A 20,088-nucleotide genomic window follows, 5' to 3' on the forward strand; every position below is an offset into this window, starting at 1 on the left:
ATAAATGGCGTACCATAACGAATCTGCCACGCAATCACGCTCTGACAGGCTGCATGTGGCTTCATTGCGCTACGGTACATACCTTTGGCCAAATCCTCGAAGGACGCCTCTACAACGACACAGAACCGATCCAACGACCGGGCGCGGGCAAGTTCTCGCTCGAAGCGTTCGCGGCCGGAAGTGAGACAGCCCAACAGGTCATCAATACTCTTGCGCTCGACGGCAATCTTGTCCTCGAAGCCGATGATGGAGTAATCGCCGACGTTGAGCGTTGCGGCTTCCGTAGTGCAGTCGTATGCCTGGAAGCTGTAGGCAAGCTGTTCTCGGTTATCGATTGCAACGATCATATCCACCTCGGCGCTTCGGCTTGTAGCCGCTTTTCTTGGCGTTCCTGGCCCGCTCCATGCGCTCAAGCTCCGTGATGGCCTCGGCCTCAAGTTCGGCGTCGGATTTGGGCGGCATATGGATGGGGCGAGCCTCTTGTGTCGGCATCGTATTCATTGGATGACCCTCTTGTTCTCAGCGGCATCGTCAGCGCGGCCGCACGGCGTTTGACATTTCGAGTCGCACCATGAGCGCTCCACCCACCACCAGGGATGGGGACGGGTCGCGGGACAGCAGACCAAGTGCCCATGGCTTTCTCGGAATCGGGAAAGGGTGTCGGCGTCGTATGGGCAGGGGCCGGCCATGATCTCGGCCACGATTCCTTCACGGCATGTCCTGGCCAATTCGAGGAGGGGACCGGCGACCTCCGGGGGCAAACGGTCCAGGCCTGTAGCTATGGGCTCGCCGTCGCCGTTCAAACGCACCTCGACACGGGCAGCGCGGAGACGAGACAGGGCGCTCACAGCCTGACCTCGCGGGGAAAGGTCGCTTCAGCGGAAGGGGGGTTAAAGAGGGTTTCGGGGGTTATTTCTGGCCCATCTGTATTTTTTTTCTCCGATTCTTCACGCGTAGGGGGAACGGAAACCCTCAAAACCCCCTGAAACCCCCCTCTGACTTGCCAGATCAGGACGCCGTGCCTTTTCCCGCCCCGCTCGAAGCGCATTCCGTCCACGATGCGGCCGGCGTTGCGCTCGACCCACCGTCCCAGGCGTCGGGGGTTGATGTCGCGCCCATCCCAAGCAATTTCCTCAAGAACAGACTTCAAGTTCTCGTCGGTGTCGGTGTCGGCGCGGACCTCGGCTATGGTCATGGGCGTCCGTCCATAGCGACCATTCCAAACTGTCAACAGCGCCCGTAACTTCCCGGTCTCTGGATCGTCTGCATACGCGGCGTCGATGCTCTCCACAGGGTCGGCCACGTCCATGAGTCCATCCCGAGCAACCCCGGCTACGGCACGGCGGATCGTGTCGGACCACTCCTCAAAAGATGCCGTCCGATCCTTGAGGGGGTTGGGCTGGCGCATGTAGTAGCGAAGCACAGTCAGGCCGGCCGCCACCAATTCAAGCCGATGGTCCCGGCAGTATTGCACCGGGTCGAGGTCGAACGAGCGTTTCCAGGGCGTTTCTGTCTCGGCCTCTATGCGGCAAGTGACAACGCGTCGGCAGAGGTCGCCCTTCGGGGTGACATTGTTGCCCGTGGCTATTAGGACCCCGCCTGTTCGCACCATCACATCCTCAGAGACTCCCAAGATGCGATCAGCGAGGCATTCCGAGGTCAGCCAGGCGCACAACGCGTCGCTGTCGAGGTAGCCGGTCAGATTGTCGAGGACGATCACGGCGGCCCCGCGCCGACCAACGGCGATGAGACGCTTCCTCATTTCGGCGTCGTCCTCGGCCCCGGTCATCACGGAGGGGACTTCCTCCCCGGCGATGACCGAAAGGCATTTCGCCAACAGCGTTTTGCCGCTCCCGGCCGTGCTGGCGACGATAAGGAAGCCCGGAGCGGTCGCATAGGCAGGCCGCCCCATGGCCGTCAGGATGGCCGCCAGGAACACGCCACGGTCAAGCGCTCCGGTAAATGGGAACTCACGGAAAGGCTGCCACAGGCGTTCCAGCGCGTCCTTGACGTGCTCCATGGTCGGGCACATGGGGACGCCGGGCCAGCGGTCAAGGTCGGGGCAGACAACCAGGATGCCGCTACCGGCGTCGTAGCCGTCGCGGTCCACAACCCGGTCGTCACGGGGGAGATACAAGGGGGCGGTCGTCACGGCGGTCAGTTTAGGCAGACCCCACTTGCCGACCATGGCCACCACGCCCTCGGCTACCGGCCTGGGGCAGTCGCACGGGGTGATGTCGCCCGTCTTGGTGAACTTTTGCCAGCGCACCAGTCGATCCAATTCCAGCAGAATACCGGCCTGGGCGAGCGGTACAATCGTCCCTTGGTCGGTAACGCGGACAATCTCGCCGTTCCGCTCATAGAGCGTTCCGTCGCCACGCATGGCCCCCAAGGCGGCCTCGACGGCGGCAAGGCGTTCCCCGGCCCGGACGACGTGCGCCCGGCGCTCGCGGCGCAAGCTGTAGCGGATGCCTCCATGGGCGTGGCTGAAGACGTAGGGCTTGCCGGCCGCCCGGAGGTTCAAGACCGCAATGCGTTTGTCGTTACCGTAGCTCGGTTCCAGCGGATCGGCGCAGCGCTTACCGTGGAAACGGTCGGGGTCGGCAAGGACGTCGGCCACGGTGACGGTCTTCCCATCCGCCATGACAAGCTCGAACTCGCCGTAGAGGTCGCGGTGATCGGTCGCGTTCCGGTAGACCGCGCGCAACTTGTCCGCGTCCTGGGGATGGGAAACCGACGTTTTGCCGATCCGGGCCAGGATGCGGCCAACTTGTTCGTCAGCCCATGCCTCACGGCGCTTGGCGGCCTCGGGCCGGACGGCGTCCTTAAGGGCGGCCACGATCTCCCGGCGCCTTGCCTCTTCGGCTGGAGTGAGGTCAGGCAGGGCGGCCCGGGTGTCCAAGGGATGGGCCTCGGCGTTGTAGAGCACAGGCAAAGGCCGGCGCTGCACAAGCGGAGCCTCACAAGCGGCCCCACCGCAGAAGTCCAGGCGTTCGGGCTGGTACACGGCAGCGTCGGCCAAGCCTCGCTCCAGGAGTTGGCCAGCCTTCCCGATCTCGATGTGCCCAAGGCCGGCGAGTTGCAGGCGCTTGAACAGGACCGCCCCTGCCCTCGGGATGTCCCGGCCGTCCGCGACCGTCACATAGATTCGCCGTCCGCGCTGCCCGATCAGTTCCCGGTGCCCTTCGTAGATAAAGCTCGACGCCGACTGAGCCAGGATATGCGCCACCCGTTCCAGCAAGGGGCAGACGCCGTAGAGGGCCGACAACAACGCTTCGTTGGAAAGCGGTGCGCCTCCCTTGATCGTATCGTGGTCGATCATCATAATGGCTGGCCCGGCAGGATAGCGGAAATGATCGCGCGTCCGGGCGACCATGGGCAGGCCTTCAGCCGTGGCCTTTGTAAGTTGGTCCTGAGCCAACACCCGCGCTCGGTCATGACCGCAGATCCCGTAGACCATGGCATTGGTCGGGGTCAGGCTGCCAAGCGCGTCGGCAAAGACCGCCAGCGTTGGGAACCGCATCGTTTCAGCCAAGCCATCGACCAACTGCCCACCGGGAGCCTTGACCAGCGTGCCGTCATCACCCAGGTGGAAACATTTGGACAGGCGGGCGGGGACGGTCGCTGTGATGAGGGTGGCGGGAATCATATTGCCACCCCCACTACCCGCAGCATCGCTCGCATGGCGTCGAGTAGGGGCAGCCACAGGACAAGGCATCCCGACCAGAAGGGAGAGGTCAGCAAACCATTGAGGGAAAGGAGACGAAAATAAATACCAGGGCGCTTGACTAGAGAAGTGGGGATTGCTAAAAGATTTTCACCACTGCATTTTTCAAATCCAAACGACGCACCACGCCCAAGGAAGCCGGTCTTGCCCACCGGCTTTTTTGTGTATTGCATGGTTCGCCCCCATTACGCCTTGTTCCGACGAGAGACGCATGGGCGACCTTGGAGCCATTCCAGGAAGCTGTCACGCTCCAGAATAACACGTCCGTTGACCTTGCGATGCACAGGGCCGACGCCTGCACTCAGGGCGTTGTGAACTGTGCCCGGAGCAATAACGTCGGGCAACAGTCGAGGGATAGCCGTAATTCCGAAATGCGAGGGGAGAGACTCCCGGGCGGTCGCCCAAAAGTCGGGAGATGGAAACGAAGTACCCATTGCACACTTCCTTGTGCTCAGCCCTGCCATCCTGGCGGGGAAATGTTGTTTCGTCACCGCGTCCTGCTGTGACAGGTGAAAGATACGACAGGTTTTAACGGGGGTCAACCCATTTACCTCAATATTTTTTCTGCATCCTGCTTTGCAGGCACTTTTGAAGAGCCCCATTATCCGCGCTCCTCACTGTTACGCTTGCCGATGCGAGGGCGGTTCGCCAACCACAACAGGAAGGAATCGCGTTCAAGCACAATGCGGCCGTTAATTTTCTGGTGAACAGGTCCGACGCCCGCGCTTATGGCGTTGTGGACTGTCCCCGTGGCAACGACATCGGGGAACAACTTTGGAATAGCCGTGACACCGAAATGCGTTGGACACTCGCGGCGGGCAGTTTCAAAGAAATCAATGGTGGGGTTTTGGTCTTGCTGCATACGTTCTCCCTTTCTCCGGTTCACCCGTGAACCTTGATGAGGGAAGCGTATGGGAAGGCCCAAAAAGAAACGTCCTGGGTCAAGGCCTTCCTTAAGAGTTAAGGATTTCCTTGACGGTTTGAGCAATAGACAGCTAGCCCATTGGTAGAACTTTTACTTCTTCAATGCACTGGCGCGTCCTTTCGAGAAGCTCTCCTAGCTGCGAATCTGTATTATACTTTTCTATAAAGCGCGATGGCTGTCGTGGGTTTTGGAACTTCTGACGAAAAGCTGGCCACGCCCGTGCTTTATTTTCCCATCTTATTTTTTTAAGTGCAACATAATCCCATAGCCATACCCCCACCGCACGAGGAAGGTCACGGTCGACGCTTGGAAGTCTTGAGAACTCTCCCTCTTCTTTAATTGAACTCATTGGCAGATTGCTAAATATTCTACTATCAAAAACACTCTCGACATATTCCAGCCTATTGTGTAACTTTCTAATATCATCAACTATATCATTAAATGGCCTCGCAAAATCTATTAGACAAAGATATCCCAATTTTCTTATTTTCCTATCCGTCAAATCAGCCATGCCAGGCATTGCTTTTATCGCCTCAAGCGTATCAGCGTTTTCATGGACATATTTCATTTTTATCTCAGACGGCAACGGAGTCGGATATTTATAAGCAAGCCTTCCCGACATTGTATCATTGAGTATGTCATCACTAGACTTATGTATTGCCCCATTTTGCAGAGAGATATGATTGCATAAAAAGTCTCCAGCGCTATAAACCATTTCTCCTTGACATTGTTGTAACTCTTCAGCCATTTCAATTGAAAGATTTATCGTATCCCTAAAACGTTCATTTCTTTTAGTATATTCCCATTTCCAAAAGAAATAAAAATCGTTTATAAGTTTTTCATCTGCACGCGGCATTGTTCAAGCTCCTGCACTTGTTCCTGATTAAACCCCCGGCCGGCGTCCAGGAAAACGCTTTTCGCCCTGGTTCATGAGGCCAGGGCTAGGCCGGGGAAAAGTCGGTCAATCCTTCTTGCGTTTCCCGCTCTTAAACAACCGCCAGTCAAACTTCCGGTGATTCAGCCCCGGCCACCAGCGCATGGCGATGACGACCGCCAGGAGCAAAGCCAGATAGATGACGCGCAGAAGGTCGGACTGGTCCATGATTTCTTGTCCTGCCGAGCTACACCGCCAGCAACCGCCTTGGATCAACCTTCAGGGCCTCGGCCAGAAGCCGGGCGTTCTTTTTCCCGATGGGCCGGCGTCCGTTTTCCATTTCCGAAATGTGCCGGCGAGGGATGCCGGTTGCCTCGGCAAGGGCGGCCTGGGTCATGCCTCCCCGATACCGCGCCCCGGCCAGAAACACGCCGGGTAATTCCTCGTCCTTGAAGGGCAGCACTTCCCGCCAGGGGATGGAATCCGTACCCATACCCTACCTGCCAGCCCGCTTTTCCTGATAGGCGACATAGGCTTCTAGGACCTGATTGATGCGGGTTTGATACCCGGGGCCGCGCTGCTTGAAGAATTTCAGGATGTCGGGGCGGACCCGGATGCAGACCGGAACTTTCTTGGGTTCAGGGTCCACAAGTTCAGCCTCGCCCCAAAAAGCCGCGTCGGTGGGCGGGTTGTCGGGATCGTCCGAAGCGTTCTGGAAGGCTTCGGCGTCGGCCATGGCCTTAAGCCGGGCCAAGTCGCTTGAATCGTGCTTGTTCATAAATCGTTCGCTCCTCGGGCGTAGCTTTCCGAAGGGAAATGGCCCGGATGTCCTCGTCTCGTTCCGTGTAGACCAGGACCACCACCTTGCCGTGGACCATGCCGAGGGCAATCCATCGGTCTTCGCCGTAGTCCCGGCGCGTATCAAGGCGTTCCAGACGGTAGTCCTCAAACAGCTTTTCGGCTGCCGCGAAGTCCAGCCCATGCTTGGCGAGATTCGCCCGCCGCTTCTCCTCGTCCCAGGTGACGTTCAACGCTATTCTCCGTTTGAATATATCGCTGTATATACAGATAGCAAGGGGGGAGTGGCCCGGCAAGGCAGGACGGGTTAAGCCTCCATCCTGGTGGCAAAGACGTGATCCCCGCAACCGTGCCCGTCCTCGACCTGGGGCCAGACGGCCAGAGCCCCGGCTTCACCGTTGAGGAGCCCGCGAACGATGGTAGGGGCGTGGCGGCGACAAGTGCCATTGATGCGCCAGCGGCAGGTGGAGCAGGTGGGAAGGCGCGGGCTGTGATTTCTGTCCGGGGACAATTTTGGTTGAGGCATGAGGAACCCCCCTTACTCACCAGACATGATCCGTTTGCCGGGAAATTCGACAACCTTGCCGCCGGCTTCTTCGCCAAGACAGGAAGCGAGTAGGGCGTCCCACCTGAACATGAGCGCACGCTTTTCCTCGACGTGAGAGGACCGATCATAATGCTTTTCCCCGACGCCCTGGGTCCCGTGGTTGAAATGCAGGTTGAGAAGGTAGCTCGGTTCCCCGGCATCCGCCATCAGGGTTCGGCAAGTGCGCCGTATGTCTCGCGGCGTCCACACCGTCATGCCCACGCGCTGACAGAATCGTGACGCGGCCCGGTTCAATGATGTGGCAAGGATTGGCCCGCCCTGGTCCTTGTCGCTCGGGAAAAGGAACTCGGACTTGCCGGCAAGCGCCTCAGCGCGACGGAAAAGCCCAATGGCCCGGGGCGTCAAGGGGATTGCGTGTTCTCGGTGATTTTTTGTCCTGGCCGCAGGGATGACCCATGTTGCTTGCAACGGGTTGAACTCCACTCTCTTGGCCGACAAGACTTCCTGGACGCGCTGCCCGCCCACGGCAAGGAGAAGCTGCAAGGCGATCCCCAGGCGCTCGGACACGCCTTCGGGGAACTCATGCCAGACGCGGCCCACCTCTTCACTGGAAAGGTTGCGGTCGCCTGCCTGGAACGCGGCGGAATCGCGCGGGACTGAGGCAACCGGATTGTGGGTCAGATCGAAAGTGACGGTCAAGGCGGCTCTGGTGTAGTCGAACTCCCTGCCGATGCCGAAAGCGAAAGCGCCGTGCAGGTAGGCCCGCAGGTGCGCCGCCATGGATGGCCCTCGGTCATGGGTGGCTTTCAGTAGGTGCTGGATGTCGCGAGGGGTAATGTCCTTGGCCTTCGTGTTTTTGCCCAAGACCGTTACGGCAGCACTCGGCGCAGTGAGTAACGCCCGCTGGACCTCGGCCCAGGATTTCCGACCGCGTTGCTGTAGATGCGCCACGTAGGTCTCGAAAAGCTGCTGGACCGAACCCTTTGCCGCCTCTTCGGCCTTGAGTCTTTCCGCTTCCCTCTCGCGCTCCTCGTAAACCGCCCTTGGGTCCAGGCCATCCTGTATCAGCTTGCTGATTTCGCCAAACCGTTGCAAGGCTTCCTTGAGAGTCAAGCCGTTCTTGCCAGCGTTCCCGACTTTAAGCCGGCGGCGTTGCCCCTCCTGGAACCATTGAACGCGCCATTCAGCGGCGACCTCATCGACTCGACTACGGACGACCAGGAGCAACCGGCCTTCGCCTCGGCCTCGCCCATCCGCGACCACCTCGACACTTTTCCCGTCCCTGATGATGCGTTCCACTTCGGTGACAGTCAGCATTGCCAGTTACCTCACCCCATTATTTTGGTGGCAGTATCGTCGGTAACAGTCAGCATTTTCAGCTACCTCACCCCCATTTCTGGTGGCAGTTTTGGGGGCAGTTAGCGACTTACAGGGCCAATTTCACCCCCTTTCACTAGGGTACATACTCGACCTGTTATCCCATGTAAAGACGGAATGTTAAGACACATTTTCGACCCTCTGTGAATCCCCGTGAAAGTGAGTGAAAACAGCTATTTCTGATTCGTAATCAGCAGGTCAGGAGTTCGAGTCTCCTCGCTGGCTCCAGATTTCAAGGGGTTAGGACCGATGGTCCTGGCCCCTTTTTCGTTTTGCAGCGGGCAATGCCTGTTGAGTGGGTTGCTCGGGGGTCTGCCCGCGCTTGGGGATGCCGCCAACCGGGCGGACTGTTCATTTCGAAGAAGACAGGGCAAGGAATGGTTCGTATATGAGACTGAGTTTCATTTCCAAGTGTGGTCCGGGCCGGCCAGTCGCGGAGCGGCGGTGTTCGCCGCCAAAGGGCGGCCGGCAAGGATCGCAGCGGTCAGGTCGCGCTCCGGCAATGTCGGGTGGGGCCGGAAACGTGAAAGAGGACGCAGGACATGCCGCTGATTGAATGGTCTTTGGGATGGTTGTTTTCTCACGCCGCGGGCTCCGTGCAGGGGGCGACGGCATGATGACCCCGTCGCGTTGGTTGCTGCTCGGCAGCCTCTACGTCACGCAGTATCTGGGACAGGGCTTTTTCATGATCGCCCTGGTGGCCATCATGCGCCGTAGCGGCGCGCCCCTGGAACAGATCGGACTCGTCTATCTTATGGGCCTTTGCTGGTTGGCCAAGCCGCTTTGGGCACACTACGTGGACCGTGTCCGCCTTGGCCGGTTGGGGCATTACCGGGGCTGGCTGCTTGCGGCCCAGGCGGGCATGGTGGCCACGCTTGCGGCCATAGGGCAACTGGACGTGGTGCGGGACTTTTACGTCGTATTGGCGCTTTGCCTGGTGCTCGCGTTGCTTTCGGCCACCCAGGACGTGGCGGCCGACGGTCTGGCCTGTCTGCTCCTCGCCCCTGGGCAGCGCGGGCTTGGCAACGGGGTGCAGTCCGCAGGCGGACTCGTCGGCAATATCCTGGGCGGCGGCGCAGTCCTTATGGCCTACCCGCATGTCGGCTGGGCCGGCTGTCTGGCCATCCTGGCCGGCGGCACCTCGCTGTCGCTGCTGCAGCTGCTGTTTTTTCAGGAGCCGGCCGGGCCCGAGCGGGCGACTGGGGATACGGCGCGTTTCCGCCGGATCTGGCTTTTCTGGCAGGAGCCGGGAAGAAAATCCTGGATGCTCGTGTTGCTGCTTGCCCCGTGCGGCTGCGGCATAGGCTACGGATTGATCACCCCTATGCTCACTGATGGCGGCTGGTCCATGGAGCGCATCGGCCTGGTCATGAACGTCGGAGGTTCCCTGGTCGGCGTCCTCGCGGCGGCCCTGGCCGGCTGGGGCGTGCGCCGTCTGCCGCGTCGAACGGTTCTTGTCGCCGTCCTCGCCTATCAGGCGGTCGGTCTCGCCGCCCTGCTTCCGATAGCCGAAGCTGGAATAGGATCGTCGGGGATATTGATCTCCTTGACCCTTTTTTATCTGAGCCCTCCGGCGGTCATGGTCATCGCCACCACCATGATCATGGACCGCGCCTCGCCCCAAAGCCCGGCCACGGACTATACCCTGCAATACAGTCTGTTTCATGCCGCAGGCTACGCCAGCGCCGGCGTGAGCACCGTGCTGGCCCAGTATTGGGGCTATTCCGGGGCGACGGCCGCGGGGGTGCTGGCCGCCCTGGCCGCCCTGCTGGCGGCGTTGCGCCTGGGCCGGGGGCCTGCCCCGGCCTTGTCCCGGGAGGCCGTGGTCGTCCCGGTTCCCGTTTCCGAAAAGGGGTGACGCTCCACCAGCGGGCAAGAGGCGCAGCCGCATGCGTCGCCGATCATGTCGTATCGGTTCGATTTCCAGAAGGCTCCCGGCCAACGCCGAAGCGAGCCCAACCACGCGGACGGATGAAAAGGATCAGGATATGCCGCAGATTGAATTGTCCTTGGGATGGGTCTTTTCCCAGGCCACGGGAGCTGTGCAGGGGGTGCTCGTCATTTTGATCGTCTGCTCCGTGGTGTGCTGGGCGGTCATACTCGAAAAGGCCGTGCTGTTTTATCGCTATCGCCGGCAGGCGGCCTGGTTCGAGCAATGGGTCCGCTCGGGCCGACGGGCCGGGGCGACGCCGGTTGGCGGCGAATTGTCCGATGCCTTGCTGGCCGAGGGCCGCGCGGCCTGGGGGCAGGGCGGGGCGGGCGAAAGCGACGCCGACCGACGCGACCGTATCGAGCGGGCCATGCGCGATGCCATGGCCGGCGTCCTGTTGCGGGCCGAACACCGCCTGCCGTATCTGGCGACCATCGGGTCGGCCGCGCCGTTTATCGGGCTGTTCGGCACGGTCTGGGGCATCATGCATTCCTTCGTGGACATCGCCCAGGCCAATGACACGAGTTTGGCCGTTGTTGCGCCGGGCATCGCCGAATCTCTTTTCACCACGGCGGCGGGGCTGGTGGCGGCCATCCCCGCGTCCATCGCCTACAACAAGATCGCTTCGGATTTCGGCAATCTGGCCCGGCGGATGTCGCTTGCCATCGCCGCTCTCGTGCGCAAGGGGCCGGACGCGATGACGGAGGCCGTCCATGAGGCCGCCTAGCCTCGGACGCGGCGACGAGCAGGGCGCGACGCTCAATGCCGAGATCAACGTCACGCCGTTTATCGACGTGATGCTGGTGCTGCTCATCATCTTCATGGTGACGGCGCCGCTGATGCTGGCCGGGGTGCCGCTTCGGCTGCCGAAGACCTCTGCCGCCGCCCTGCCGCCGCCCAAGGAACCCATCGTCGTCAGCATGGACAAGGGGGGACGGCTGTACCTGGGAGACGAGGCCGTAGCCGACGAAGACATGGCCGCGCGCCTGACGGAGCTGGTGGGCGGCGATCCGGGGCGCATGGTTTTTGTCCGTTGCGACAAGGAGCTCGACTACGGCCGGGTGATGGAACTGCTTGGCCGGGTCGGAGCCTGCGGCGTCACCAGCCTGTCGCTTGTGGCCGAAGGGCGGCAAGAGGGAGGCCGGTCTGCGGGAGCGCGTCCATGAAGACGGCCTCCCCCTTGCCGTCGGACAGGCAATCCTGCACGCCTCGCGCCTGGGGCGCGCTGGCGGTTTCCGCCCTTGCCCATGGTCTGGCCGTGGTTGCCATGGCCGCCATGTGCGGCCCCGCGTCCTGCCCCCCCGTCATGCCGCGCATCGTGCTCACTGCCGCCCTGGCCCCGGCGGGGTACGGCAGCGGCCCGGCCGGGCCCGCGTCGGCGGCCGCCGAACCGGCAGCCGCGCCGGAGCCGGTTCCGGCGCCGCCCGAACCGGAAGAATCGGCCGTGGAGACGATCGCGGCGGCGACGCAGGCGCCCGCCCCCGTTGTCGCGTCCGAGGAGCCGGTCCCGCCCAAGCCCGTCGTCAAGCCCAAGCCGGTTGCCAGGCCCAGGCCGGTCGTGAAGCGGCAAAAGCCCGCCCCCGAGCCGGCGCCTCGCGAGACCGCGGCCGCGGCTGCCGCGCTGGCCGATCCCGGTCAGACCGGAGCGGGCGGCGGATCGGGGGCGGCGTCTGGACCGCCGCTTCCCTCGGGCGGCGGTGCCGGTCCCGGTTCTATCGGTTCGCCGCTGTCGGCCGGCGACCTGGACAATCAACCGGCCCTGGTTTTTTCGCCCAAGCCCGAATACCCCATGCAGGCCAAACGCCGGGGCCTCAAGGGACGGCTTCGCGTGCGCCTGCTCGTGGACAGGGTCGGGAAGGTGGAGCGCGTGGATATCCTGGGCGGGGAAAACGTGGACAGTTTTGCCGAAAGCGTGCGCGCGACCCTGTCCCGTTGGCGTTTCAAGCCGGGCACGCAAAAGGGGACGCCGGTGCATTGGGTGGCCATCCTGCCCATTGCCTTCGAGCAGGAATGACCGAGAGGCAGGAGGGACGGCGTGACGGCCGGCGCTGCGGTGGTGGCGGCGCAGCTGTTTGCGGTTCGGGTCGGGCCGGGGCGTGCTCATCCCGGCCCGCGTTTTTTTCAGAGCCCGGACGCGCCCGGTCCGGCGGCCAGGGTTTCCAGGGAGCAGGACAGGTCGAGTTCGCGCAACACGTCGGCGTAGAATCCCGGCCGCTCCTCCAGCGCACCGTAGCTATTGCGCAGGCTTTCCCCGTCCAGGTCCCCGGAACGGACCTGGTTTGCGAATTCATGGTCCATGGAGCTGGAAACCTTGTTGATCCGAGCCAGGGCGGCCAGCAGCTTGAGCAGCCGGCAGCCGGAAGCCAGAGCGTGGTCGGGCGAAAAGCTCCGGATGGGTTCCCAGGCTGTTTCGCGCCGGGGGAAGTCCATACAGGAAACCGATGCCCCCGGCGAGGGCTTCCTGCTGGCGGATGCGCCGGGCGTCGTTTTCGCTGGGCAGGGTCTGGCCCGTGCCGAAGAGCCGTTCCGGGTTGTAGCCCACGAAGACGGTCCCAATGCCGCGCCTGCCAGTCCCGCTCCACCGGCCGGTCGGTCCGACACAGCGGGCACAGGCCGTCGGCCTCAAGGGTGAGGCCGCAGAGCAGACATTTGCGGCAGCGCCTTTCGGTGTATGGGTACATGCGCTATCCCGGCTCCTTTCCGGAGACGCCGCGTGTCTCCGGGGTCTTTGCCGGCCGGCGCAGGCGGTTGACGAATTCGCGCGGGCAAAGGCCGAAGCGGTCGCTAAACGCCCGGCTAAACGATGGCAGGCTCTGGTAGCCGACGCTGAAGGCCGCGTCGGTCACGCTGGCGTTCCCCTCCGCCAGCAGCCGCCGCGCCTCTTCCAGGCGCAGGATGCGCAGGTAGCCGAAAGCAGTGGTGCCGAAGCACTGGCGGAATCCCCTGTTGAGGCGAGGATGGGACAGCCCCACCCGTCGGGCGAGGTCCAGCAGGCGGGGCGGGGTTTCCATGTCCTGGCGCAAAATGCTGGCGGCCGCGAGGACCGCCGGATCAGCTCCGGGCGAGGCAGCCTTGGCGGCCTCGCCCGGAGGGGTGCCTGTATCGTTCCGCATGGTCTTGCTCCTTCGGATCGTCGCCGGGTGGCGGCGGGCAGCCGCCCGCATCGCGGGAAGCGACGTGCGGCCTCATGCCTGCCCCTGTCGGTTGATCTTCCAGCCTTTGGCGTGTTGCTGCAGATCCCAGAAGCGCCGGAAACGGCCATTTCGGGCAAGGAGCTGGTCGAAACCGCCCTGTTCGACCACGGCTCCGTCATCGAGAAACAGGATCTGGTCGGCGTACCGGATGGTCGAAAGTCTGTGGGCGATGACGAAGACCGTCCTGGAGGCGGCCAGGGCGGTGAAGGCTTCCTGGATGGCCCCCTCGTTTTCCGGGTCCAGGGAGGCCGTGGCCTCGTCGAGGACCACGATGGGGGCGTCCTTGAGAATGGCCCGGGCGATGGCGATGCGCCGTTTTTCCCCTCCGGACAGGGTGGCCCCGCCTTCGCCGAGCACGGTGTCGTAGCCCTCCGGCAGCCGGGTGGCGCACTCGTGGAAGCGGGCGGCCTTGGCCGCGGCCTCCACGGCCTCGTGGGAGGCGTCGGGTTTGCCGAAGCGGATGTTGTTGGCGACGGTGTCGTGGAAGATGTGGCTGTCCTGCATGACCATGGCGATGCGGCCAAGCAGGGTTTCCGGGTCGATGCCGCGCACGTCCTGGCCGCCGACCAGGATGCGGCCGCCGTCGGGGTCCCAGAAGCGGGCCAGGAGGTTGGCCACGGTTGTCTTGCCGGCTCCCGAGGGGCCGACCAGGGCGGTCATGCTGCGGGGCGGAGCCGTGAAACTGATGTCGCGCAGCACCTCGCGGTCGCCGTAGCCGAAGCGGACGTGCTCGAAGCGCACGCCGAGGTCTTTCGTCGGCAGGTTCATGACCCGGCCTTCCTGGGAGGCGACCGCAAGCACGGAGCGGACGTTTTCTCCGGAGTGGCGCAGGTGGCGGACCATGGAGAAGTAGGGGGCGATGCCCATGATGGGCTGGTAGAATTTGAGGCTGGCGATCATGAAGAGCAGCAGCACCGGCAGGGCGACCTGCCCTTCCCGCCACAGGGCGGAGCCGGCGACGATGAGCAGGGCAAAACCCAACGCGGCGATGCAACTGTAGATTTCCGAGGTCGGCCCCATGGCCGCTTCCAGGGCGATGCTTCGGTCGCGCAGACCGGCCAGGGCGGCATCCAGCCGGCCGAAGGCCGAGCCGGCCCGGTTGAGCGATTTGAGGGTGCGGATGCCCCGGACATATTCGAGGATGCGCGAGGAGGCTTCGCGTCTGGCCGCCAGGGTGGCGGCGCTTCGCGCGTCGAGGGCCTTGCGGGAATACCAGAGGAACAGCAGCGCCGGCGGCACGGTGGCGGCCAGCAGCAGGGTCAGGCGGACGTCGATCAGGGCCAGGATGATGCCCACGATGACAGGCAGCGCTGCCGCCGCCACGAGCTTGTTGTACATGGTCGAGGTGGCCAATTCGACGTTGAAGACGTCGAGCAGCAGGGTTTCCACCATGTTTCCCGCGCCGGCGGCCTTGAAATAGCCGAGCGGAAGCCGGCGCAGATGCTCGCCCAGGCGCAGGCGCAGCGACGCGCCCGTGCCGTAGGCGAACAGGCAGGCGGCGACGACGGAGCGCACCGAGCACAGCGCCTGGGCCGCGAAGCACAGCCCGAGCAGGGCCAAGTAGGGGAGCAGCCCGGCAAGCCCGGCCGTACCCGCAAGCAGGGCCGCGATGACGGCGTAGAGCAAAAGCAGGGGCGCTCCGGCGAAAAGAACCTCCAGCACGGCGAAAACGTTGGCCCTGGTAAGTTCCGTCAGCTCTCCGGCGTCCAATTGTTTAAGCAGACTGCGCATCCGAGACCTCCTTTTCGGCCAGGGCCCAGTCCGAGGCCTTGGCCTGGACCGCCCACATGGTTTGATACAGGGGGCAGGTTTCAAGCAGCTCCCGGTGACTGCCGAAGCCGTCCAGGCGGCCTTCCCGGAATACGGCGATGGCGTCGGCCTCGGTGAGGGCGGCCAGGCGGTGACCGATGACGATGACGGTCTTGCCGGCCAGCAGCCGGCTGATGCCGTCCTGAAGGAGCGCTTCATTCTCCGGATCGGCAAAGGCCGTGGCCTCGTCGAGGATGATGATGGGGGCATCGCGCAGGATGGCCCGGGCGATGGAGAGCCGCTGGCGTTCGCCGCCGCTCAAGGGGGTGCCGCCGTCGCCCACAAGCGTGGCGTAGCCCTTGGGCAGACGCATGATGCTGTCGTGGATGCGGGCCTTTCTGGCGGCGGCGACGACCGCGTCGTCGTCGGCCCCGGCCCGGCCGGCCCGGATGTTTTCCATGACGGTGTCGCTAAAAAGGAAGGTGTCCTGGAAGACGAAGGAGACCATGTCCATGAGGCGGGCCACGGGGATGTCCCGGACATCGACGCCGCCGATGCGGATGCTGCCCTCCCGGACGTCCTGGTAGCGCGAGGCGAGCATGGCCGCCGTGGTCTTGCCGGCCCCGGACGGACCGACGAAAGCGGTCAGGGCGCCGGCCGGCAGGCGCATGGACAAGCCGTTGAAAAGCGTCTGTCCGGCGTCGTAGCCGAAAACGACGTTGTCAAAGACGATGTCGTGGTTTTCGGGAAGCCGGGGCCGGGCCGTTTCGGGCAGCGCAGGCTCCTCCAGGATTGCCTTGATGCGGCGCACCGCCTCCTCGATTTCCCGCAGTTTGCTGGTGAAACGCAACAGCCGGTCCAGAGGGGCGGCGTAGCCGGTCACGAGCAGCAACACGAGCACGAGGTCGGCCATGCCCAGGCTGCCGCGTCCAAGCAGCACCAGGCCCGGCGGCAGCACGAACAGCAGCCCCGAACCGAGCAGGGTGCCGAACAGGGCGTAGTATTTGCCGGAGATGCGCGACCATTCCTTGACCACTGACTCGAAGGCACGAACCGATTTGGTGAACCGTGAAAACGAGGCGACGGTCTGATTGAATGCCTTGATGTCCATGATGCCCTGGACATACTCCACGATGGTGCTGTTCATGTCGGTGAGGCTGTCATGGAAGCGCCGCATGCGGGTGGAGCATTCGCGGTACATGGCCACCTGGCACAGCACGGCCAGCAACAGGGGAACCAATGCGGCCAGTCCCAGAGGCCAGCTGATCCAGAACAACAGCACTAGCGTTCCGAGGGGCAGCGTGGCGGCGGCGCACAGGTCCGGCAGATGGTGGCACAACAGGACTTCGATGCTTTCCACGTCCTTGTCCGCCACCTTGAGCAGGGCCCCCGAAGTGGTGCGGGAAAAAAACAGCATGGGCAGCCGGCCCAGGTGGACGGCAATGGCCCGGCGGATGCCGTAGAGGGTGCGGTAGCCGGCCTTGTGGGCCAGTGTGCCGGCCAGCCAGCGGGCCAGGGCCCTGGCGGCGACGGCGACCGATGCGGCCAGTCCCAGGGCCGCCATGCGGCCGGGGGTCGCCTGGCCCTCCAGCAGCGCCATGACCACGCGGTACATGATGTAGAAGGGAACGAGGTCGAGCAGGGCGTCGGCCACGGAGCAGGCCGCGGCCAACCCCAGGGTCTTCCGGTTGTCCCCCGCGAGATGCAGGATGTCGCCGATGGTGCTCATGTCGATGGCTCCTTGCCGCGCGCCGGCCGTGGTTAAAAGGCGTAGCGCAGTTTGAGGTAGGTCATGTCGTTGGCGTCGTACTGGCCGAGGCGGGACCGGGGCGGGCCTTCCCAGAGCTGGACGCCGCAGGTCAGCTTCCAGTGGTCGTCGAGTTCGTATTGGCCGTAGGCCTCCACGGACAGGCCGTCCCCGGAAAAGGAGACCATGCCTTGGATGGCGGCTTCGAGGGCATTGCCCAGGAACTTGTCGCTGACCTTGAAGGTCATGCCATCCGAGAAGGCGCGGTACGCCGCGCCGTTTTCCCCCCGGGGCAGGGCCTCGAAGTAGTACTGGGCGTTGACGTAGAGGTCGGAAAAAAAAGTCCAGTCCATGCCGACGACGCCTTCCAGGAAGTCGGTCCGGGCCAGCCCGTTGCCGTTGGCCGCCGCCGTCTGGACGCCGGGGAACACTGTGTCGGGTTTGAAAACCAGTTCGCCGCGCAGGGTGCCGGCGGAAAGGCCCTTGGCGAAGTTGAAGCCGAAGGCCCGGAAGTGCGGGTAGCGGGCCTGGTAGAGGGTGATGTCGTCGAGGGGGATGGCGGCATAGACGGGCTCGTTGGCGAATCCCTGGAAGGAGAGCAGGGCCAAGTCCCAACCGCGCGCCGTGACGGCCGCCCGCAGCCCGCCTTCGACGCCAACGGGCTTCGTGTCGTCGTCGAAGACGGCTTTGCCGGCCCCTACGGCCCGGCGGATGCTTTTAAGCGCCAGGGATTCCCAGGGACTCTCCGCCGCATCGGGCCCGTTGACCGCGGCAAAGGGCAGGAAAACGCTCTCCAGGGTCAGCCACGGGGTCTGGGCCACGGCCCGGACCATGGGCACGGCCCGCTTTTTGGTGCTGCGGGCGCTGGCCACCGGGTCGCGCTGGTCCACGGGGTTGAACAGGTCCATGGGGTTGATGCCGTCGCCGGCGCCCCAGCGCACGATCATATTGCCGACGGATACGTCCAGATATTCGGTGTCGAGCAACAGGCGGCATTCGTCCAGTTCGGGATGCGCCACGTCCGCCCAGGCCCCGATGGCGGGGTCGTAATCCAGGTTTGCGTTGGCGAATAACGACAGCCGGGACAGGCTGGCGGAAAGCTCCGGGTGCAGCCGTTGCCGGGCGGAATACAATGCGCCCCGGGACGTGCCCAATTGCGTGCGCGATTCCAGGTAGCCGCCCAGGGTCACGGTCACGGGAGCATCCTGGGCCGCGGCCGCGAGGGCGTCCTGGGAGGCGGCCTTTTCGGTCAGGTCGAAGTCGAGACCCGGGGCCGCCCGGGCGGTCGCGGCCAGTGCCAGAAAGGCGAGCAGCGCCAGGGACGGGGTCGGAAACCGGCGCGGCATGGCAAACGGATTCATGTCCGGGGGCCGCGTCAGCGCTTGAGGTTGCTTTGCTCGAAAAAACTGTCGGGCAGGCCTGTGTTGTAAGTGACGTCGGTGATCTGGATCAGGGTCTGGGAGCCCCGTCGGGGCGTGTCGATGCGCATGCGGGTGTAGGCCCAGATGCCGTCGATCTGGGAAAAACCGCCGTAGAGGGCCGTTTTGAGCAACTCGCCGCGCTTGTCGTGGTAGTCGATGCGCACGGGGAGGTGGATGTCCTGGCGAATCCAGGCGATCCGCTTGGCGTAGCCGGAGTTTCCGGGCTTTTCGGGGATATATTCCACCACCCAGCAGGGGGCGTTTTCAACGGTCTCCTCGCGCAGCAGGGTTTGGGCGTCGTCGGCCACGGCGCGTTTCTCGATATCCTCGTTGGCCAGGTCGCTGCGCATGAACGACCCCGTCTTGCCGCCGCCGCTGATGCGGCGCACGAGATTTTCACTGGACAGGAAGACCCACATGTCGTCCTCCCGGCCCGGGTCGTCCCAACTCCAGGTCAGATAGCTGGTGTCGCGGATGTCGGGCGGGGCCTCGAACCGGATGAGCGAGCGTTCGTCGGGCGGGAATTTTTTGGTGAACATCTCCATTTTGCGGGTGAGCTGGGAGCCGTCGCGATTGATGACCATGAGCATGGTCTTCCGGGCGTCGCGGCTGGAATCCGCCTGATCGGCCAGGCGGGCCACCTCGCGGCCGGTCAGGGTCGCGGCCGCGCCCGGGGCGGGGCAGGCCAGCAGGATAAAGGCGAGGAGGAGGAAGCGGGGCATGGGCATTCTCCGGGTCGGTCGTCTCGGGAACATTTCCTCAAGGCGACTGGAGAATACCCCTGCCGGGGCGGGCGGGCTGCCGGGATCAGGCCAGATTTGTGCCTGTTTCGGTCATGGACGCGGGCAGGGCGGAAACAGGCCAGGTTCTGGCCAGGCAGCGCTTGGGCGAGACGCCGAACTGGCGCTTGAAGGCGCGGCTGAAGTGGCTGTGGTTGGAGTAGCCGACGCAAAAGGCCACCTCCGTGACGTTCATCTCGCCCCGGGCCAGCAGCGCCCTGGCCTGCTCCAGGCGGTGGGCCTGGAAAAAGGCGAAAATGGAAATGCCCTGGACGTCTCGAAACGCCCTTTTAAGAGAGCTTTCACTCATGCCCACCTGCCCGGCCAGTTCGGCGATGGTCAACGGATCGGTCAGGTTCTCCAGCAGCAGGGCCTTGGCTTTCTCGACCTTGGCCCGGTTGGAGCAGCACGGGCAGCCGGGCGTTCGCCGGATCAGGGCGTGACGGCAGATTTCGCCAAGCAGCAGGTCCAGGCTCTTGCTTTCCAGGAAAAGCCTTTTGAGCGCCCCTTCGAAGGGGCAGGCCAGCATCTGTTCGATGGTCAGCCGGGTGTTCGCGTCCATGCCGGCCGTGCGGCGGAAGGGGACGGCCGCGGAATTGCGCTTGAGGCTGGACAGGAGTTCCGGGCAGATCTCGTGGATGTTATCTTCGATCACGCCCAGGAATCGTTCGTACGGGATGAACAGGTCCAGCCAGCGGGTGCGTCCGGAAGGGATGACGGCGCTCAGCCGTGCCCCGGGGACGAACCAGATGCCCGAAATGCCCGAGGAGACGTCGGCGTGAAGGTGCGGCTCCCTGATCCGGGTGTGCATGGCGCCTTCCAGGCAAAACGAGCAGCCGACGATGCCCCGCGGCACATCGAAGTCCATGCGCAGGTCGTCGTCCGCGTTGCATTCCTGCAGACGCACGAGGATGCCTTTGCCGAGGGTATGGGAAAAAAGCGTTTGCAACACGACGATGCCATCCCTGAAGAGTTTTCTTCTCTTTGTTGATATTGAGACTCGTTGTCAATGCCTCGGGG

Annotated in this window: 21 protein-coding genes; 4 read left to right on the top strand and 17 right to left on the bottom strand. The window is 63.6% G+C overall.

Going from position 1 to position 20,088, the window contains the following annotated elements:
* From Q368_RS0112170 to Q368_RS0112205, 10 genes are all read right to left on the bottom strand, one after another.
* Window positions 1-347, bottom strand: a 347-nt coding sequence (locus Q368_RS0112170; protein ID WP_029459346.1) for an ERCC4 domain-containing protein, incomplete at its 3' end; no start/stop codon positions are given.
* Between the two features lie 497 nt (window positions 348-844).
* A complete protein-coding gene (locus Q368_RS0112175) occupies window positions 845-3,649 on the bottom strand; it encodes a hypothetical protein (protein ID WP_052360138.1) in 2,805 nt (934 codons plus the stop codon).
* Window positions 3,646-3,900, bottom strand: coding sequence for a hypothetical protein (locus Q368_RS25635; protein ID WP_156955695.1), 255 nt, complete (start codon window positions 3,898-3,900; stop codon window positions 3,646-3,648). The genes Q368_RS0112175 and Q368_RS25635 overlap by 4 nt, the downstream gene beginning before the upstream one ends.
* Before the next feature lie 428 nt (window positions 3,901-4,328).
* Window positions 4,329-4,589, bottom strand: coding sequence for a hypothetical protein (locus Q368_RS0112180; RefSeq protein WP_029459348.1), 261 nt, complete (start codon window positions 4,587-4,589; stop codon window positions 4,329-4,331).
* A 133-nt stretch (window positions 4,590-4,722) separates the two neighbouring features.
* Window positions 4,723-5,508 (bottom strand): hypothetical protein, encoded by a 786-nt coding sequence (locus Q368_RS25640; RefSeq protein WP_156955696.1) that lies wholly within the window; start codon window positions 5,506-5,508, stop codon window positions 4,723-4,725.
* Window positions 5,509-5,613: 105 nt separating this feature from the next.
* Window positions 5,614-5,754: a hypothetical protein gene (locus Q368_RS26615; protein WP_169740595.1), complete on the bottom strand. Its 141-nt coding sequence runs from the start codon at window positions 5,752-5,754 to the stop codon at window positions 5,614-5,616.
* A 19-nt stretch (window positions 5,755-5,773) separates the two neighbouring features.
* Complete coding sequence (locus Q368_RS0112190) at window positions 5,774-6,019, bottom strand: helix-turn-helix domain-containing protein (RefSeq protein WP_084158755.1); 246 nt, start codon at window positions 6,017-6,019, stop codon at window positions 5,774-5,776.
* Window positions 6,020-6,022: 3 nt separating this feature from the next.
* Window positions 6,023-6,304, bottom strand: coding sequence for a BrnA antitoxin family protein (locus tag Q368_RS0112195; RefSeq protein WP_043785840.1), 282 nt, complete (start codon window positions 6,302-6,304; stop codon window positions 6,023-6,025).
* The gene (locus Q368_RS0112200) at window positions 6,267-6,557 is read right to left on the bottom strand and encodes a BrnT family toxin (protein ID WP_029459351.1); all 291 of its coding nucleotides are present in this window, start codon (window positions 6,555-6,557) and stop codon (window positions 6,267-6,269) included. Before Q368_RS0112200 ends, Q368_RS0112195 begins: the two co-directional genes overlap by 38 nt.
* 305 nt (window positions 6,558-6,862) lie before the next feature.
* Window positions 6,863-8,188 carry a tyrosine-type recombinase/integrase gene (locus Q368_RS0112205; RefSeq protein WP_029459352.1) on the bottom strand — a complete coding sequence of 442 codons (1,326 nt, stop codon included), beginning with the start codon at window positions 8,186-8,188 and terminating at the stop codon, window positions 6,863-6,865.
* Between the two features lie 673 nt (window positions 8,189-8,861).
* Here Q368_RS0112205 and Q368_RS0112210 point away from each other — a divergent pair.
* The 4 genes from Q368_RS0112210 to Q368_RS0112225 all read left to right on the top strand — a co-directional run bounded on the left by Q368_RS0112210 (window position 8,862) and on the right by Q368_RS0112225 (window position 12,192).
* Complete coding sequence (locus Q368_RS0112210) at window positions 8,862-10,106, top strand: MFS transporter (protein WP_084158756.1); 1,245 nt, start codon at window positions 8,862-8,864, stop codon at window positions 10,104-10,106.
* Window positions 10,107-10,236: 130 nt separating this feature from the next.
* Window positions 10,237-10,905 carry a MotA/TolQ/ExbB proton channel family protein gene (locus Q368_RS0112215; protein WP_052360140.1) on the top strand — a complete coding sequence of 223 codons (669 nt, stop codon included), beginning with the start codon at window positions 10,237-10,239 and terminating at the stop codon, window positions 10,903-10,905.
* A complete protein-coding gene (locus Q368_RS0112220) occupies window positions 10,892-11,344 on the top strand; it encodes an ExbD/TolR family protein (RefSeq protein WP_043785843.1) in 453 nt (150 codons plus the stop codon). Before Q368_RS0112215 ends, Q368_RS0112220 begins: the two co-directional genes overlap by 14 nt.
* Entirely contained in the window at window positions 11,341-12,192 is an 852-nt protein-coding gene (locus tag Q368_RS0112225) for an energy transducer TonB (protein ID WP_029459356.1), read from the top strand. The genes Q368_RS0112220 and Q368_RS0112225 overlap by 4 nt, the downstream gene beginning before the upstream one ends.
* 107 nt (window positions 12,193-12,299) lie before the next feature.
* On the opposite strand, the gene Q368_RS0112230 is transcribed toward Q368_RS0112225, so the two are convergent.
* From Q368_RS0112230 to Q368_RS23865, 7 genes are all read right to left on the bottom strand, one after another.
* Window positions 12,300-12,608 (bottom strand): hypothetical protein, encoded by a 309-nt coding sequence (locus Q368_RS0112230; protein ID WP_029459357.1) that lies wholly within the window; start codon window positions 12,606-12,608, stop codon window positions 12,300-12,302.
* Between the two features lie 254 nt (window positions 12,609-12,862).
* Complete coding sequence (locus Q368_RS23120; protein ID WP_029459358.1) at window positions 12,863-13,291, bottom strand: helix-turn-helix domain-containing protein; 429 nt, start codon at window positions 13,289-13,291, stop codon at window positions 12,863-12,865.
* 72 nt (window positions 13,292-13,363) lie between these two features.
* Window positions 13,364-15,103, bottom strand: a complete 1,740-nt coding sequence (locus tag Q368_RS0112240; protein ID WP_043785846.1) for an ABC transporter ATP-binding protein — start codon at window positions 15,101-15,103, stop codon at window positions 13,364-13,366.
* Window positions 15,087-16,850 carry an ABC transporter ATP-binding protein gene (locus tag Q368_RS0112245; protein WP_043785848.1) on the bottom strand — a complete coding sequence of 588 codons (1,764 nt, stop codon included), beginning with the start codon at window positions 16,848-16,850 and terminating at the stop codon, window positions 15,087-15,089. The genes Q368_RS0112240 and Q368_RS0112245 overlap by 17 nt, the downstream gene beginning before the upstream one ends.
* 32 nt (window positions 16,851-16,882) lie before the next feature.
* A complete protein-coding gene (locus Q368_RS0112250) occupies window positions 16,883-18,229 on the bottom strand; it encodes a hypothetical protein (protein WP_029459360.1) in 1,347 nt (448 codons plus the stop codon).
* 14 nt (window positions 18,230-18,243) lie between these two features.
* Entirely contained in the window at window positions 18,244-19,011 is a 768-nt protein-coding gene (locus tag Q368_RS0112255) for an outer membrane lipoprotein-sorting protein (protein WP_052360141.1), read from the bottom strand.
* Window positions 19,012-19,096: 85 nt separating this feature from the next.
* Window positions 19,097-20,020: a helix-turn-helix transcriptional regulator gene (locus Q368_RS23865; RefSeq protein ID WP_052360142.1), complete on the bottom strand. Its 924-nt coding sequence runs from the start codon at window positions 20,018-20,020 to the stop codon at window positions 19,097-19,099.
* Window positions 20,021-20,088: the final 68 nt, after the last annotated feature.

This window comes from Solidesulfovibrio alcoholivorans DSM 5433, from assembly GCF_000702665.1.
Lineage (GTDB): Bacteria > Desulfobacterota > Desulfovibrionia > Desulfovibrionales > Desulfovibrionaceae > Solidesulfovibrio > Solidesulfovibrio alcoholivorans.

What these genes read in the sequence shown, in the direction of transcription:
- Q368_RS25635 (WP_156955695.1), bottom strand. Translation starts at nt 3,900, where the DNA reads ATGCAATACACAAAAAAGCCGGTGGGCAAGACCGGCTTCCTTGGGCGT.
- Q368_RS0112195 (WP_043785840.1), bottom strand. Translation starts at nt 6,304, where the DNA reads ATGAACAAGCACGATTCAAGCGACTTGGCCCGGCTTAAGGCCATGGCC.
- Q368_RS25640 (WP_156955696.1), bottom strand. Translation starts at nt 5,508, where the DNA reads ATGCCGCGTGCAGATGAAAAACTTATAAACGATTTTTATTTCTTTTGG.
- Q368_RS0112225 (WP_029459356.1), top strand. Translation starts at nt 11,341, where the DNA reads ATGAAGACGGCCTCCCCCTTGCCGTCGGACAGGCAATCCTGCACGCCT.
- Q368_RS0112255 (WP_052360141.1), bottom strand. Translation starts at nt 19,011, where the DNA reads ATGCCCCGCTTCCTCCTCCTCGCCTTTATCCTGCTGGCCTGCCCCGCC.
- Q368_RS26615 (WP_169740595.1), bottom strand. Translation starts at nt 5,754, where the DNA reads ATGGACCAGTCCGACCTTCTGCGCGTCATCTATCTGGCTTTGCTCCTG.
- Q368_RS0112230 (WP_029459357.1), bottom strand. Translation starts at nt 12,608, where the DNA reads ATGGACTTCCCCCGGCGCGAAACAGCCTGGGAACCCATCCGGAGCTTT.
- Q368_RS0112245 (WP_043785848.1), bottom strand. Translation starts at nt 16,850, where the DNA reads ATGAGCACCATCGGCGACATCCTGCATCTCGCGGGGGACAACCGGAAG.
- Q368_RS23120 (WP_029459358.1), bottom strand. Translation starts at nt 13,291, where the DNA reads ATGCGGAACGATACAGGCACCCCTCCGGGCGAGGCCGCCAAGGCTGCC.
- Q368_RS0112190 (WP_084158755.1), bottom strand. Translation starts at nt 6,019, where the DNA reads ATGGGTACGGATTCCATCCCCTGGCGGGAAGTGCTGCCCTTCAAGGAC.
- Q368_RS0112180 (WP_029459348.1), bottom strand. Translation starts at nt 4,589, where the DNA reads ATGCAGCAAGACCAAAACCCCACCATTGATTTCTTTGAAACTGCCCGC.
- Q368_RS0112210 (WP_084158756.1), top strand. Translation starts at nt 8,862, where the DNA reads ATGATGACCCCGTCGCGTTGGTTGCTGCTCGGCAGCCTCTACGTCACG.
- Q368_RS0112205 (WP_029459352.1), bottom strand. Translation starts at nt 8,188, where the DNA reads ATGCTGACTGTCACCGAAGTGGAACGCATCATCAGGGACGGGAAAAGT.
- Q368_RS0112250 (WP_029459360.1), bottom strand. Translation starts at nt 18,229, where the DNA reads ATGAATCCGTTTGCCATGCCGCGCCGGTTTCCGACCCCGTCCCTGGCG.
- Q368_RS0112215 (WP_052360140.1), top strand. Translation starts at nt 10,237, where the DNA reads ATGCCGCAGATTGAATTGTCCTTGGGATGGGTCTTTTCCCAGGCCACG.
- Q368_RS0112220 (WP_043785843.1), top strand. Translation starts at nt 10,892, where the DNA reads ATGAGGCCGCCTAGCCTCGGACGCGGCGACGAGCAGGGCGCGACGCTC.
- Q368_RS0112240 (WP_043785846.1), bottom strand. Translation starts at nt 15,103, where the DNA reads ATGCGCAGTCTGCTTAAACAATTGGACGCCGGAGAGCTGACGGAACTT.
- Q368_RS0112175 (WP_052360138.1), bottom strand. Translation starts at nt 3,649, where the DNA reads ATGATTCCCGCCACCCTCATCACAGCGACCGTCCCCGCCCGCCTGTCC.